The organism is Acinetobacter dispersus (assembly GCF_009884975.1).
Lineage (GTDB): Bacteria > Pseudomonadota > Gammaproteobacteria > Pseudomonadales > Moraxellaceae > Acinetobacter > Acinetobacter dispersus.
On record NZ_CP041970.1, the window covers coordinates 3,916,323 to 3,930,605 of the forward strand.

The 14,283-nt window shown below is 38.3% G+C and carries 12 protein-coding genes, 1 tRNA gene and 1 pseudogene; 9 read left to right on the forward strand and 5 right to left on the reverse strand.

Annotated elements, in window-relative coordinates; translation table 11 throughout:
* Positions 1-2: 2 nt before the first annotated feature.
* The 4 genes from FPL17_RS18200 to FPL17_RS18215 all read left to right on the forward strand — a co-directional run bounded on the left by FPL17_RS18200 (position 3) and on the right by FPL17_RS18215 (position 2,577).
* Entirely contained in the window at positions 3-701 is a 699-nt protein-coding gene (locus FPL17_RS18200; RefSeq protein ID WP_159886652.1) for a response regulator, read from the forward strand.
* Positions 702-845: 144 nt separating this feature from the next.
* The gene (locus FPL17_RS18205) at positions 846-1,517 is read left to right on the forward strand and encodes a CsgG/HfaB family protein (protein WP_005192746.1); all 672 of its coding nucleotides are present in this window, start codon (positions 846-848) and stop codon (positions 1,515-1,517) included.
* A gap of 17 nt (positions 1,518-1,534) precedes the next feature.
* Complete coding sequence (locus tag FPL17_RS18210; protein ID WP_005192744.1) at positions 1,535-1,903, forward strand: DUF4810 domain-containing protein; 369 nt, start codon at positions 1,535-1,537, stop codon at positions 1,901-1,903.
* Positions 1,900-2,577, forward strand: a complete 678-nt coding sequence (locus FPL17_RS18215; RefSeq protein ID WP_005192742.1) for a DUF799 domain-containing protein — start codon at positions 1,900-1,902, stop codon at positions 2,575-2,577. Before FPL17_RS18210 ends, FPL17_RS18215 begins: the two co-directional genes overlap by 4 nt.
* Before the next feature lie 59 nt (positions 2,578-2,636).
* Here the strand turns inward: FPL17_RS18215 and FPL17_RS18220 are convergent, their stop codons facing one another.
* Positions 2,637-4,097, reverse strand: a complete 1,461-nt coding sequence (locus tag FPL17_RS18220; protein ID WP_159886654.1) for a coniferyl aldehyde dehydrogenase — start codon at positions 4,095-4,097, stop codon at positions 2,637-2,639.
* A 155-nt stretch (positions 4,098-4,252) separates the two neighbouring features.
* On the opposite strand from FPL17_RS18220, the gene FPL17_RS18225 reads away from it, so the two are divergent.
* From FPL17_RS18225 to FPL17_RS18245, 5 genes are all read left to right on the forward strand, one after another.
* The gene (locus FPL17_RS18225) at positions 4,253-5,299 is read left to right on the forward strand and encodes an AraC family transcriptional regulator (RefSeq protein ID WP_228277611.1); all 1,047 of its coding nucleotides are present in this window, start codon (positions 4,253-4,255) and stop codon (positions 5,297-5,299) included.
* Positions 5,300-5,779: 480 nt separating this feature from the next.
* Positions 5,780-7,117, forward strand: coding sequence for a CitMHS family transporter (locus tag FPL17_RS18230; RefSeq protein ID WP_005208625.1), 1,338 nt, complete (start codon positions 5,780-5,782; stop codon positions 7,115-7,117).
* Positions 7,118-7,258: 141 nt separating this feature from the next.
* Entirely contained in the window at positions 7,259-8,398 is a 1,140-nt protein-coding gene (locus FPL17_RS18235) for a porin (protein ID WP_159886658.1), read from the forward strand.
* 213 nt (positions 8,399-8,611) lie between these two features.
* Complete coding sequence (locus tag FPL17_RS18240) at positions 8,612-9,172, forward strand: phosphatase PAP2 family protein (protein WP_159886660.1); 561 nt, start codon at positions 8,612-8,614, stop codon at positions 9,170-9,172.
* 159 nt (positions 9,173-9,331) lie between these two features.
* Positions 9,332-10,744, forward strand: coding sequence for a glutamine synthetase family protein (locus FPL17_RS18245; RefSeq protein ID WP_159886662.1), 1,413 nt, complete (start codon positions 9,332-9,334; stop codon positions 10,742-10,744).
* Positions 10,745-10,769: 25 nt separating this feature from the next.
* Here the strand turns inward: FPL17_RS18245 and FPL17_RS18250 are convergent.
* The 4 genes and pseudogenes from FPL17_RS18250 to FPL17_RS18265 form a co-directional block, all read right to left on the reverse strand.
* A tRNA-Arg gene (locus FPL17_RS18250) sits at positions 10,770-10,842 on the reverse strand.
* A gap of 114 nt (positions 10,843-10,956) precedes the next feature.
* On the reverse strand, positions 10,957-11,610 hold the full coding sequence (locus tag FPL17_RS18255; RefSeq protein ID WP_159886664.1) for a hypothetical protein: 654 nt from the start codon (positions 11,608-11,610) through the stop codon (positions 10,957-10,959).
* A pseudogene (locus FPL17_RS18260) lies at positions 11,607-12,447 on the reverse strand (PAAR domain-containing protein). The gene FPL17_RS18255 and the pseudogene FPL17_RS18260 overlap by 4 nt, the downstream one beginning before the upstream one ends.
* 201 nt (positions 12,448-12,648) lie before the next feature.
* The gene (locus FPL17_RS18265) at positions 12,649-14,007 is read right to left on the reverse strand and encodes an amino acid permease (RefSeq protein ID WP_005192701.1); all 1,359 of its coding nucleotides are present in this window, start codon (positions 14,005-14,007) and stop codon (positions 12,649-12,651) included.
* Positions 14,008-14,283 lie beyond the last annotated feature (276 nt).

A 14,283-nucleotide genomic window follows, 5' to 3' on the forward strand; every position in this document is an offset into this window, starting at 1 on the left:
TTATGCCGCAAACATTAAATTCTCAAGCATCGATTCTGATTATTGATGATGAGCCACAAATTCGGAAGTTTCTGGATATCGCTTTACGTGCACAAGGTTATCAGGTGCATGTCGCGGAAAATGGTATGAAGGGTCTGGAGACTTTGGCGACACGTGGTGCTGATTTATTGATTTTAGATCTTGGCCTACCAGATATGGATGGGCAAGAAGTTTTGATTGAGTTACGACAGTGGTCTGCGATTCCTGTGATTGTATTATCTGCGCGCCCTGATGAAAATCAAAAAATAAGATTATTGGATGCTGGAGCGAATGACTATGTCACCAAGCCGTTTAGTATTCAAGAACTCTGTGCGCGTATTCGGGTGATGTTTCGGAATATGCCACAACAGTTGGAGCATAATTTAGTCTTCAATGATGGGCAGCTTTGTATCGATGTAGCTGAACATACTGCTAAATTGCTAGATGAAGAAATTGCCCTAACTAAAAAAGAGTTTCAATTGCTGGCTTTATTGATTCGTCATCAGGGCAAGATCGTGACGCAAAAACAAATTATGACCGAGTTATGGGGCATTACCCATGAAGAAGATACCCATTATCTTCGGATCTTGGTGAAAAAGCTTAGAACAAAAATCGGCGATTCTGCAGTAACACCGAGGTATATTTTTACCATTGCAGGCGTAGGGTTACGCTTTGGTGAATAATTATGATTAATCCGATCTAATTGTTTGGATTATAAAAATATTTATTAAAGAATTGATGTGCTATTAAAGAGCGGAGTGTTAGCTAGTTCACGGTTTTTAAGCTATAATTTTCACGTTTTTAATCTTTATTTTGATAGAGCGACAATGAAAAAATTATTAGCAGTTACAGTATTCAGTTCTTTAGGTCTAATGGCCTGTTCAACCACAGAAACATCAAAATCAATTCAAAGTCCACAAGTGACGGCAGCAGTGCAGCAGATTAAATATAATGGGGTGAAAGTACCTGTTTCGATTGGTAAGTTTGATAACCGTTCAAGTTATATGAGAGGCATCTTCTCTGATAATGTTGATCGTCTTGGTGGACAAGCAAAAACCATTTTAGAAACACATCTGCAGCAAACGGGTTATTTCTCGGTTCTAAATCGCGATAATTTGTCTGAACTTAAACAAGAAGTTGGTTATAGCAATACAGCCCAAACCATTAAAGGCGCACGCTACGTTATTACAGGTGATGTATCTGAATTTGGTCGCAAAGAAGTGGGTGATCAGCAGTTATTCGGTATTTTAGGTCGCGGTAAACAACAAATTGCTTATGCCAAAGTGAACTTGAATATTGTGGATGTAAAAACCTCAGAGATTGTACATTCAGTACAAGGCGCGGGGGAATATGCATTGAGCGCACGTGAAGTACTCGGTTTTGGTTCTACCGCATCTTATGATTCGACTTTAAATGGTAAAGTTTTAGACTTGGCTGTACGTGAAGCAGTGAATAACTTAGTGACTGATATTCAGAATAATCGTTGGACTGCGCAATAAGGCTGGACCGCTGTAAAATGAAAAAAATTCTGTTCACCAGTTTAATCACGTTCGGCTTGGTTGGCTGTGCTGCAGGGCCTCAACCTTTATATAGTTGGGGTTCTTATACACAACAGACCTATCTGATGTATAACCAGCCAGAAAAAGCCACACCGAGTGCACAAATCATTAAGTTAGAAGCGGAAATTGAAAAAGCCAAAGCGAAAAATCTGGCTGTTCCGCCAGGCTTATATGCACATCTAGGATTGTTATCTTTACAAGTGAATAATGCGCAAAAAGCAGTTGAATATTTTCAATTGGAACGACAAGTTTATCCTGAATCTACGGTATTGATGGATCGGTTGTTGCGGAAAATGAATGCCAATGTGGGATCGACGCAGCCATGATTAAGACCTTTTTAGTTACAACCCTTCTGCTGACGGGTCTGGTATTGACGGGCTGTGCTTCATCTCCAACGGTAAATAAGGATATGACGGTTTATAAACAGCATATGCCGAAATCTATTTTGGTATTACCACCTGTCAATGATTCCCCTGATGTAAAGGCAACTTATAGCTATTGGCCGACTGTGATCACGCCAGTTGCTGAAGCGGGTTACTATGTCTTTCCAATTTCTGTGGTCGACTCAATGTTTAAAGAGAACGGCGTGACCAACGGTCATGATGCGCAAAGCATCTCGCCGCAGAAATTACAGGAAATCTTTGGTGCCGATGCAGCTTTATATATTCGAATTAAAGAATATGGCTCCAAGTATCAAGTTATTCAAAGTGTTGCGACGGTCAGTGTAGATGCGAAACTGGTTGATTTAAAAACCAACGAGACGCTTTGGACTGGTGAGAAGAAAGCCGTGCAATCGAGTAATAATGGTAACAACGATTTACTTACTTCTTTAGTTGGCGCATTGGTTGAACAAATCGCGGGGAGTGTAAATGATCGTGCTTATCCTTTGGCAACGATTGTAAATACCCAACTCTTTACCCCGACACAGCATAACCCTGGTTTGGGCTTGCTCTATGGACCTCGTTCTCCTAAATACCAACAAGATGGTGTTGTGAAGTAATCCATATTTCATCTGCAGAATAAAAAAGCCTCTTGATGAGGCTTTGTTATTCTTGAATCTTATTTAATATTTGGATCACCTTGTTTCAAGAAGAAACGTAAGGCGAGTTTCTGTACCCAAGTACCATAAGGAGGATAGAACAACTGCGTTGGGAAGAAACGATGACGTGCAAAAACAGTTTTTGCATGGGAAAGCTCACGGAAACCTTCTTCGCCATGGTATGTGCCCATGCCAGAGTTACCAATACCCCCGAACGGCGCATCATGATTGACCACATGCCATCCCCAATCGTTCAAGGTCACACCCCCTGAATGGGTTTGTTTTAAGACATAATCACGTTCATTGGCATCGTGAGTAAAGAGGTATAAGGCTAATGGTCGTTCACCCGCTTGAATATAATCAATTGCATCATCCACTGTATCGTAAGCAACCACAGGTAAAACTGGGCCAAATAGTTCTTCTTTAAGAATCCGCATCTCTGCTGTGCAATTCAGGACGATATGTACAGGCATACGACGCGCATCTTTGTCACGATCATATTCACCACAAGCAATGATTTGAGCACCTTTGGCTTTGGCATCATCTAAGATATCGAGCAAACGTTTTAGATGGCGATCATTCACAATCGAAGTGTAGTTGGAATTTTGGTTGATATTATTGCCATACATCGCAGTGAAATTCGCTTGGCATTCTGCAACGAATTGATCCACTTTTTCTTTTGGCACCAGTGCATAGTCGGGCGCAACGCAGATCTGACCACAGTTGGTCGCTTTACCATGTAAAACGCGTTTTGCAGCATCAGCCAGTGGGTAATTACGGCTGACTAAAGCAGGGGATTTTCCACCAAGTTCTAAGGTGACTGGGGTTAAATTATCTGCTGCCGCACGCATGACTACGCGACCAATTGCTGGCGAACCTGTAAATACAATATGGTTGAAGGGTAGTGAGGTGAATTGTGCTGGATCAAGAATCTCTTCACCAAAAACAGCGACCTCATCTTCACTAAAAATTTCAGCCAACATCCGTTTAACTACAGCATTGGTTGCTGGAGTCACTTCAGGTAGTTTGATCATCACCCGATTACCTGCTGCAATTGCGGCAATTAATGGCCCCAAGGCTAAATAAACAGGGAAGTTCCAAGGAACAATAACACCTACTACACCTTTAGGCTGGTATTGCACACGTAGGCGATTCGATAAAAATAGCAATTCAGTATGACGTTTACTTGGTCGCATCCAACGGCGGACATGACGAATGGCATGTTCTGCTTCAAGCACTGAACCGAGTAAATCAAGTAGTTTTGATTCATCTACGGAGCGTGAACTAAAGTCGGAATTAATTGCTGTCGCAATCACATCTTGATAACGGATAATTTGTTTTTTTATTTGCAATAATTTGGTACGTCGATCATCTGGATCTGGGTAAGGCTTAGCATCAAAAGCAGCACGCTGTTGCTTAAACACCGAATACATATGTTCGGTTGCAGGATCACTGAATTGTTGTGAAGTTGAAAGTGTCATTGTTGCTCCTTTCATGCTTATTAGTAGAATAGACTTTATGATTGATGAGATTTGTAGTCGATGTTAAATTGAGACAACAAAAGGTAATTTAGTGCCATTATGCATCATCACTCAAGGGATGAGGTGAAAAAATGCGTAAACAGGATGTGAGCCCGATGCTGATTGAAGCGCGTTATGATCAAAATCAATTGGCTCAAGGTACGCCGATTTTAGGTCTAACCAGTCTGCTGGAAGCCATGCAACAGCAAGGTTATCGTTTGGATGAGGTTTTAGCGGGCACAGGCATTTCTCAGGATGCACTGAATAGTGCAGCTTCTCATATTTCCCCCTATCAAAAATTACAGCTTTTTCAAACGATTCAGCGTTTATCTAAAGATCCGCTGATTGGCATGCGGGCTGGGCAAAAACAGCGGCTATCGGATTTTGGCGTTTATGGTTATGCGCTGTCTTCCTCTCGTAATTTCCAACAGGCGGTAGAGTTTGGTATTCGTCACATCAAACTCGCGGCACCTGTACTCAAGAAAAGCTTTTCGATTCAAAAGCAAGTTGCCATTTTTGAAGGTCATGAAATTATTGCGCTGGGTCAATTATTGCCTTTGGTGTGTGAGTTTTGGTTTAGTTCAATGCAAACCCTGATTGAATGTGTATTAGAGGCACCATTTCAAGCGAAAAAACTGTTACTGCCTTATCCAGCACCTCAATATGCAGATGAATATGAAAAAGTCTTTCGCTGTCCTGTGGAATTCGATGCAGAGGTAATGCAATGGCATTTTGATCTTGATTGGCTCGATAAACCTTGTCCGAATGCCAATCCGATTACTGCGGATATGTGTCAGTCTTTTTGCGAAAGGATGTTGGGGAGCAATGATGACGAACAAGAACCTGATTTAGTCCGAACGATCCGTCTGATCTTATTAGATGCGGTTGGCAGCTTTCCGAGCGCACAAGAGATTGCAGATCAATTGCATTTATCCAAGCGAACTTTATACCGCCGTTTGTCAGATGCGGAAGTCAGTTATCAAGAGATTTTAGACAGTACTAGAAGGCGACTTGCAGATGAATATTTGGCAACAAGTTTGAGCATTGATGAAATCGCAGAACGCTTAGGATTTTCAGATACCTCAAATTTTAGAAAAGCCTATCGTAATTGGGTGGGGATTTCACCAAATGAATATCGAGCCGATAAAAATAAGATAATTTAGTTTAAAAAATAGGTTTTATTCTCAAAATATGAATTTTTTAATTTAATTTTAATATCGCGCGATAATAATGACTATTATAATTGTTGGAATGTTCATAAATAGCTATTTATTTTAAATACGATAGAAGTTTTATAAATGAATGATATTTGTTTTAATTATCATTTAATTAAATATGTTATTTTTTAATCAAAAAATGCACCATAATATTGCATTGTGATTTTAAATATATAGCATTTTGATTAGTTATTCTTCAGGTGTTTTGATCGATTGATCTAAATTTTTTATAAAAATATATTAATAATTAAAGTCTTATATTGAAAAGTATATTTGTATACTTTTAAGGTATTTTTCATGTGAATGACTGTGTTCACTATATAATTAAATTAAATGAATTAGCTAAAGTTAAATCGCATAGAATCTGTGCTGGATTAGGGTAGGTGTACCCATTAAAAAAACTTATTATGCTAAGGATTGCATTCAATGCTGACTTTTTTAGGTATCAGCATGATCATGTGCTTTATGTATTTGATCATGTCAAAACGTCTCAGTGCATTAGTTGCATTAATTTTAATCCCATTCATATTTGCTATTATCGCTTGGGGCTTAGGTTTTTATTTTGACAGCTTAAGTCATATTCAATTGGCCGAACTTGGCAATACCATGTTAGAGGGTATTAAAAAGCTCGCACCAACAGGCGTCATGCTTCTTTTTGCTATTTTATATTTTGCATTAATGATTGATTCGGGGTTATTTGACCCTTCGGTAAGATGGATTTTAAAGAAAGTAAAAGGCGATCCATTAAAAATCACTTTAGGTACAGTTTTTCTCACATTATTGGTCTCTTTAGATGGTGATGGCTCAACCACGTATATGATTTGTGTGGCGGCAATGATGCCACTATACAAACGTGTTGGCATGAATCCATTGATCATGACCTGCTTGATGTTGCTTTGTAGTGGTGTGATGAATTTGACTCCATGGGGTGGACCAACAGCACGTGCTGCGAGTGCACTTCAAGTTGATGCCAGTGAAGTCTTCATCCCAATGATCCCATCGATGATTGTGGCTGCTGCTTGGTTATTCTTCTTGGCTTACATGTATGGCATGTATGAACGCAAACGTTTAGGCGTGATTGAACTGGTAGACATCAGCCATGCCGATGATATTTCGATCTCAAAAGATCCAGAAGCACAACGTCCGCATTTACGCTGGTTTAACGGTATCTTGACTGTGGTATTAATGGCTTCTTTGGTAAAAGGGATTTTACCAATGTCGATCCTGTTTATGCTTGGTTTCTGTATTGCATTAGTCGTGAACTATCCATGTGTCAACATGCAGAAAAAACGTATCGCCATGCATGCAGATAGCGTACTGGCGGTAGTGGGTGTGATCTTTGCTGCAGGTGTCTTTACTGGAATTCTATCTGGTACAGGCATGGTTGAAGCAATGTCTAAAGGCTTCGTTGCTGTGATTCCACCAAGTATGGGGCCTTATTTAGCACCAATTACGGGTGTATTGAGTATGCCTTTGACTTTCTTTATGTCGAATGATGCCTTTTATTTTGGTGTTTTACCAATTCTTGCGGAAGCAGCATCGCATTATGGAATTTCGCCAGTTGAAATTGCACGTGCGTCGATTATTGGGCAACCGATTCACTTGTTATCACCTTTAGTTCCTTCAACATATTTGTTATGTGGTTTGGCTGCTGTAGAAATGGGTGATCATCAGAAATTCACGTTGAAATGGGCATTTATTACCTGCTGCGTGTTGATGGGTAGCGCCTTAATATTCGGTGTATTTCCATTTTATAATATGTAAATCAATTTGTTATAATGCTTTTATATTCATGAGAATATAAAAGCATCCTTATTTACGCATTCCCACTTAATTTTAAATTTTGCTTGAAACACAGCGAAATAGAGTTTTTTTACACTTTTTTAGATGGTTAGGAACATAACAATGAAGATGAAACTTGCACTCGCAACAATGATGAGTATTGCAACTTGTTCTGCATTTGCAGCACCAAAATTTTATGGAGAAATTGATGCAAGTATTGATTATCTACCAGAAAAAAATGCAAATTCGGCAGATCATGATGTTTGGAAAGTAAATAGCAACAGTTCATTTGTTGGAATTAAAGGTGAAGAAAAATTAACCGAAAACTTAAGTGCGGTTTATTTAGCAGAATGGGCATTTTATGCAGATGGCGACAAAACTGATTGGTCGCAACGTAATCGTTTTGTCGGATTAAAAGATGATCGTTTTGGTACAGTTAAAATTGGTAAACATAATACACCGCTAAAAGATTTATCCAGTCCTGTTGATAGTTTTAATAACTATATTAGTAATAAAGCAGATATCACGGGCATTATGGCGGGCGAAAACCGTGTCAATAATGCAGTGGTATATGATTCTCCTGAAATTGCTTTGAATGACGGTAATTTAGAAGCAAGTGTCTTGCTTGCAACAGGTGAAAGTCGTGGGATTGAAGATGATAAACGCGGTGGGGTGAATACTGCAGGGCGTGGCTTAGGGGATGCATGGTCTGCATCGCTCAGTTATAGTCATCCTGTATTCTTAGTGGGTGTTGGCTATGACAAAGCCATTCCAAGTGATTTCTTGGGGCATGGGTTATTAAATGCAGCTGAGACTGAAACGCAAGTGGATGAAGTGTTTGCTGCTGCGAATACCGTGCGTGTGATTGGTCGTTTGACACCAATTGAAGGACTTGCCATCAAGGCTCTTTATCAGACATCAAAGATTGTAGATAAGCCAGGCAATAAAGTTGTTGATCCAACAACTTTAGATCCAGAAGGATTTATTCGTAATATTGATGATTCACAAGGCTGGCTCATTGGTGCGGAATACAAATTACCAAATCAGTCAAAATGGACGGTGAAAGCACAATATAGTCAAAATAGCACCAGCTTTAAAAGCAATAAGGCGGATTTCGATGCCAATCAATTATTACTTGGTACCGACTATTCATTTAATAAACAAGTGAAAGTCTATGGCTATGCTGGATACTCAACATTCGAGCAGGCAAGTGCTAAAGACAAGCAACCGATTGCGGGTACGGGTTTAGAATTTAAGTTCTAAATTTCAGTGAATTAACATCAATAAATAGGATAACTTTGTCCTATTTATTGATGGTTTTATTTGAAGGATTTTGCTCGCTGATGAAGCAATGCATGACTTAATTCCTTTTAGAGTATGTGAATAATAAAATATAAAAATTATTAATAATTTCTTCATTATTCTCCTGTATATTGAGCGCATTGATCTTCATGGATAGTGTGGATAGAAAAGGAAATGATTTTTAAAGAATTAAATATCTCTTTGTTTAATAGTATAAATTCATTTGCAAAGGAACATGCAGTATTAGACAAGGTCGCGATTTTTCTAGCCGATGATCTCAACACTGTGTTTATCAGTTTTCTTGTATTTTTGTTGGTCACGCAATGGAAAATCTATAACCTGTTGTTTGCAAAAACATTGGTCATTGTTCTGCTTTCTTTACTTCTAAGCGACATTATTGAATTCTTTTATCATCATCCGCGCCCATTTCAGCTGGATTTAGGTCATAAATTGATTGGTCATGGTTCTAGCTCATCCTTCCCAAGCCAACATACCCTAACCATTGTTATTATTTCATTTTCTTATTTGATGGCTGGGTTTAAAAAAATTGGAATTATCGGTTTGATCCTGAGTGTGATTGTTGGTCTCTCACGGGTTTTTGTCGGGGTCCATTTTCCGTTTGATGTGATTGGTTCGTTTGTAATTGGTTTTATGTTGGTTGTATCTATCAATTATGTTTTAAAAGAATTGGCAATCAAAGTCAGAAGGTTGAAAATCATTCGCATTGCGGATTAAAGATTTCAACCTAATAAAAAACGGAGCATGACTCCGTTTTTTATTGCCCGAGTTATAAGAAATTTATTCGATTACCCCAAGAGTTTACGCACTGTTTACGTTACTTCTAACCAAGCTTTAACTAAGCTAAATCTATCTATATAACTTGAGCTTTCAGCGATGAGTGCTGTACTTGTTGAGATCAATCGTCCATCTGTGTTTAAAAAGTATATTCATACCGCGGCTTTGAAAAATGATGTTGACGGTGTTACGCAAAAAAAACGATTTATAGAAGAAGTTGAAGCTTATCTAAAACAGTATCCCAATACCCAACATGTTGATGTGTACTTATGTGATTTAAACGGGCACTTACGTGGCAAAAGAATTGATATCGGGTGCTTAAGAAATCTGACCAAAGGCTGTTATTTTCCATTGTCAGTTTACGCCATGAGTTTGGATGGTAAGGTTATTGAGGAGACAGGACTTGGTAAATATATTGGAGAGCCAGATCATTTATGCGGACCTATTTTAGGGTCTTTACAACCTCATCCCATCGATTCCGAGCACAATGCACAGTTGCTTCTTAGTATGAAAGACGATCATGGAACAGATTGTGTGTATGAACCTAGAAATGTGCTGAAAAAAGTCCTCTATCAACTTCATGACAAAAATTATTATCCCTGCATCGCAGCAGAAATAGAGTTCTACTTACATCCTTTAAGTGAGACAGGTAATGTTGAAGAAACGATGACGCAGTGTTTTGATATTAATACCTCTGATCATTATCAAAATATTCTGAATGAGATTGAAGCGATCGCAAAGCGACAGCGCATTCACATTACAGGAATCGTTTCCGAATCATCTTCAGGCCAGTATGAGATTAATCTGCAACATATAACGGATGTTTTGACTTTATGCGATCAGATTATGTTGCTGAAAAGAACCATCAAACTTGTTGCGAATAAGCATGGTCTACGTGCGAACTTCCTTGCTAAGCCTGATATGCACAAAGCGGGCAGTGGCATGCATTTCCATATGAGTCTTTTAGATCACAATCAGCAAAATATTTTTAGCTCGTCACAAGGCAATATCGCTGATGCATTATTAAAAGCAGTGAGTGGATTGTTATTATTGATGCCAGATTCGATGGCAATTTTAGCACCAAACCTAAACTCTTTTAGACGCTTTAAGTTAGGTCATCACGTGCCACTTGAAGCCAATTGGGGGGTGAATAATCGGAATGTTGCGATTCGTATTCCGTGCTCAGATCAAGAAAATCAGAGACTGGAATATCGTGTGGCAGGGGCAGACTGTAATCCTTATTTGGCAGTCGCTACAATTTTGATAGGTACTTTGCATGGTCTAACACATCAATTGGATATTCCTAAGCAAGCACATCAATTAAAACTTAAAAGTGAGCATGTGCTATTACCAACTGAGCAAATGCAAGCACTGAAATTATTCAAAGCCAATCAATTGTTAACTGAATATCTAGGCAAAGCCTTTGTTGAGCTTTGGTGTACGGTAAAGCAGGCAGAGTACCAAAGTGTATATAGTCAGATTACGGCCATTGAAAAGAACTGGGATATTTAACAGCTCGTTGTGAAACAATGGAGTATGCGCTCAGCGGGACTCGAACCCACGTCGGTCGCTTAGGAGGCAACTGCTCTATCCAGTTAAGCTATAAGCGCATAATTTAATGATTATAAACAAAAAAGTGATTGCAGAAGCAATCACTTTTTAATGAAACCGATCAGCTGTTAAAGAGAAAATACCAATTCTGAAGAGTTGGCATTTTTTACGCCTTATTTATTTAGGATCTCATCATCAAATGTGGTTTGTAAATTAGATTTAATTTTAGTATCCGACGTAGATTGGATGAGATTTAGCATTTTCTCTTTGTATTCAGTATGGCCTGCTTGATACATGTAGAAGTAATATGACCATTGTGAATATGGATAGTCTGGATCTTTTTTGGCTTCAGGATGGCTAAGCTCTTTTTTTAATAATCCTGCCGCAGTTTCATAACATGTAGGTAGATCTTCTTTTTTATTGAGTTGCTTTAAAAGGAAGCACTGAAATTCTTGCTTATCCGATGATGGATTCTTTTTTAATAGCTTTTCATTAAGATCAAAAGCATCTTGATTCATTTCCAACTGAGTATAAACATTCATTAAAATTAAATTGCGCTGCTTATCATCTGAGATAGTCTTAATTTGGGGTATAAGTGCTTTGATCTGATTATGAAACCCTGTTACATCACCCGTTGTAATAAGATCAGTTGCCTGATTGTACTCATTTACAATTTCTTGATCTTTGGCATTTAGTTTTTTATGTACTTCTAAATTGTCTTTTTTACTTGAGACAGTTGAAGGCTCAATACTATTTGCTGAGTTATTACATGCTAACAGGGCAAAAGAACAGAATATTAATATTGGAAATGTAAACTTTTTAATCATTTTACTCGCCTAGTTGCTGAATTTAGATCAAATTTAAAAGTAGTAGTTGGGGGCATGGGAATAATGAGGCCAACGTCAAATTTTGCTCTGTAGCCAGCAGTCAATTCAACTGTGACAGGTTGTAGGTTAGGTTCGGGTAATTCAATTGTGCATGATCCTACTGGCTGTTTATCTCTTGATGTATCCCAAAAACCTCCACCAACTTTTAATGTCGATTGATTAATTTTCTGTCCTTCGTGATAAAGATTAATAGTTCCAAAAGGAAAAATTGTTGCGTCATTTTTTAAACGTGGTGGAATCATAGAAACACTTATAAACAGTTTCTTTCCAGTTAAATCATAGTCTAAAACAAAATTTGCTGTACCTGAAAGTACTTGAGACATAACGCCCTTGGCGCTTTTTCGGTCTTCATCATAAGGCGTTACGAAAGTCTTAAATTTAATATATTCAGTTTTTTGACGTTCAATATAGTAATTTTCGTATTTTCCTTTGTCTTCATAAAAATTATTTGTTTGTGACTCTGTGATTAATGATCTAGTGTTTTTTGATGTGATAGATCTAACTGAAGCACCATTATCTTGAACAACGAGATTTTGCTTTGGCAATAGTTTACAACCACAAGATAAACTGTCCCCCACACGTGCGGCTAGTTTGCCAAAAAATATTCATGTGAGGATCACCAGTGATGATTGTTGCAAGAGTCTTATGTTTTAGGCATGTGGCTTTGTCACCAACACAAGCGATGGGAATACCTTCAACTTGGAACATACTATTACCTGATATAACTTGACCGCCGCCAGTAGTAGGGCAACCAATCGTTACATAAGATGTTGCCATAAATAATTTTAGCCTCTTAATTTTTATAGGAGGATAATAGCAACCAATATACAGAACATACTGTTTAGTTTTTTTAACGGATATTTAAAGTTAAGCTTTTTAATTTCCTGAAATGTTTTAGCCACCACAACTAAAATTTTTGATGGCTAAAACAAAAAGTGATTGCAGAAGCAATCACTTTTTAATGAAACCGATCAGCTGTTAATTTTCAGTTTTACGATTTAAAAACTTATAGAAAATAAACATGAATACGATCCAAATCGGAATCATCAGTACAGATTCTTTAAAGCCTTGTTGCCACATGATATAGAGCACTACAGCAATAAAACCTAATACCAAATAGTTACTAAATGGAGACCACAAAGCAGGATAAGAGGTTTTAATTTGAGCTTTTTTGATATGACTTCTATATTTCAAATGGGTCAAACTAATCATTGCCCAGTTTAAAACAAGCGCACCAACAACCACATACATTAAATGTCCAAGCGCATCTTCAGGCACAAAGTAGTTGAGTAATACACAACCAAAGATTAGGAAAGCCGAGAGCAGTACTGCTGGAACAGGGACGCCTTGTTTATTGGTTTTGGTAAATACTTTTGGTGCATTACCTTGTTGAGCTAGACCAAATACCATACGACTATTAGCATACATTCCGCTGTTATATACGGATAATGCTGCTGTTAGGATAATAAAGTTAAGTAAGTGTGCTGCCCAACCAATCCCCATTTGACTGAAAATCATCACGAATGGACTTTTATCTAAGCCACCGAGATCCAACTGATTCCAAGGCACAAGTGACAAGAGAATAGCAAGAGAACCCACATAGAACACTAAAATACGAATAACGACTTGGTTAATCGCTTTAGGAATGGTGGTCTTTGGATCTTTGGCTTCTGCTGCTGCCATACCAATCAGTTCAATTCCCCCAAAGGCAAACATCAAGAAAGCCAACATATAGAACAAGCCATCGAAGCCATGCGGGAAAAAGCCCCCATGTGACCACAGGTTACTAAATGAAGCTGTTGAGTTCGCATCTGCAGTGAAGAGTAAGAATAAGCCAAATAAGATCATAGCGACTACGGCTGTCACCTTGATGATGGCTAACCAGAACTCAGATTCACCATAGAACTTAACATTGGTCAGGTTCACTGCCGTAATCACGACAAAGAAGAACAATACTGACTGCCAAGCGGGGATTTGTGGCCACCAGTAATTAATGTATTTACCTACTGCCGTTAGCTCAGTCATTGCGACAAGGATATACAGTACCCAATAGTTCCAGCCTGTTATAAAGCCTGGAAATTTACCCCAATACTTATAAGCAAAATGGCTAAATGAACCTGCAACAGGCTCTTCAACAATCATTTCACCTAAATGACGCATGATTAGAAAAACAATCAAGCCGCCAATCGCATACCCCAAAATAATAGATGGCCCAGCAGACTGGATAATTTGCGCAGAACCTAAAAATAAGCCCGTACCAATCGCTCCACCCATGGCAATGAGTTGGATATGGCGGTTTTTTAGTCCACGCTGAAGTTGAGAAGAATCGTTGTTCAAAGGACTGAGCTCGACGAGGAATTAACTGGATTATTCTAATAGATTGAAACATTTTCGCCTAGTAAAAGTACAGCGATGCTATGACTGGAAAGTTGTTTTTAAAAGTTATTTAAAATCTTATATTTATATGAATATTAAAATGAAATATGCTGTAATTTTATACAGTTAAAAAATCCCCAAGTTTTTCCCGACGGATGGAATAGTATTTTTGGCATTGTGAAAGCCTTGAAATCTACTCACTATAATGCGCAGACTTTACGCATTATGACCAATCCC

What these genes read in the sequence shown, in the direction of transcription:
- FPL17_RS18215 (WP_005192742.1), top strand. Translation starts at nt 1,900, where the DNA reads ATGATTAAGACCTTTTTAGTTACAACCCTTCTGCTGACGGGTCTGGTA.
- FPL17_RS18245 (WP_159886662.1), top strand. Translation starts at nt 9,332, where the DNA reads ATGAGTGCTGTACTTGTTGAGATCAATCGTCCATCTGTGTTTAAAAAG.
- FPL17_RS18255 (WP_159886664.1), bottom strand. Translation starts at nt 11,610, where the DNA reads ATGATTAAAAAGTTTACATTTCCAATATTAATATTCTGTTCTTTTGCC.
- FPL17_RS18200 (WP_159886652.1), top strand. Translation starts at nt 3, where the DNA reads ATGCCGCAAACATTAAATTCTCAAGCATCGATTCTGATTATTGATGAT.
- FPL17_RS18210 (WP_005192744.1), top strand. Translation starts at nt 1,535, where the DNA reads ATGAAAAAAATTCTGTTCACCAGTTTAATCACGTTCGGCTTGGTTGGC.
- FPL17_RS18240 (WP_159886660.1), top strand. Translation starts at nt 8,612, where the DNA reads ATGATTTTTAAAGAATTAAATATCTCTTTGTTTAATAGTATAAATTCA.
- FPL17_RS18235 (WP_159886658.1), top strand. Translation starts at nt 7,259, where the DNA reads ATGAAGATGAAACTTGCACTCGCAACAATGATGAGTATTGCAACTTGT.
- FPL17_RS18225 (WP_228277611.1), top strand. Translation starts at nt 4,253, where the DNA reads ATGCTGATTGAAGCGCGTTATGATCAAAATCAATTGGCTCAAGGTACG.
- FPL17_RS18220 (WP_159886654.1), bottom strand. Translation starts at nt 4,097, where the DNA reads ATGACACTTTCAACTTCACAACAATTCAGTGATCCTGCAACCGAACAT.
- FPL17_RS18205 (WP_005192746.1), top strand. Translation starts at nt 846, where the DNA reads ATGAAAAAATTATTAGCAGTTACAGTATTCAGTTCTTTAGGTCTAATG.
- FPL17_RS18230 (WP_005208625.1), top strand. Translation starts at nt 5,780, where the DNA reads ATGCTGACTTTTTTAGGTATCAGCATGATCATGTGCTTTATGTATTTG.